This is a genomic window from Collinsella aerofaciens (assembly GCF_018785245.1).
GTDB classification, from domain to species: Bacteria; Actinomycetota; Coriobacteriia; order Coriobacteriales; family Coriobacteriaceae; genus Collinsella; species Collinsella aerofaciens_AD.
The window spans coordinates 1-448 of the sequence record NZ_WQPL01000073.1; the positions used below are offsets into that span (position 1 = coordinate 1).

1 pseudogene is annotated in these 448 nt (G+C 69.9%); it reads right to left on the reverse strand.

Going from position 1 to position 448, the window contains the following annotated elements:
* A pseudogene (locus GPK39_RS09225) lies at positions 1-339 on the reverse strand (IS110 family transposase); the annotation flags it as partial.
* Positions 340-448 lie beyond the last annotated feature (109 nt).

Genomic DNA, 448 nt, shown 5'->3' on the forward strand with positions numbered 1-448 from the left:
GACGTCGTGCGACAGTATCGCCTTGGCCATCCTGGCCGCGTCGTTGCGGTCGTTCTTGGACGAGAGGTCGGCCGCCGACCTCGGGACCCTGGAGACGGCCGCGACGACGCAGTCGACGCCGAGCCCGGAGAGCTCCCTCTGCGGGGCGAAGCCGAGGTAGCCGCTCTCGTAGGCGGCGAGCGACGGGCCGGGGAAGCCCGACATCCACTCCGCGACCTCGCCCCAGGGGTTGCCGCGGAACCTCCTCGTCACGGCCTCGCCCGTCTCCGCGTCGAGCGCGCAGACGGTGGTGGACCTGAGGTGTACGTCCATTCCGAAGGCGGTAGAATATCTAGGCACGGGAGCCTCCCAACCTCGTTGCGGCGCGGCTGCGCCTCTGGCACTTCAACAACATTGTCGCAGCCCCGACCCGCGGTCACGAGCGGGGGCTCCTGTCGTTTCCGTGCCC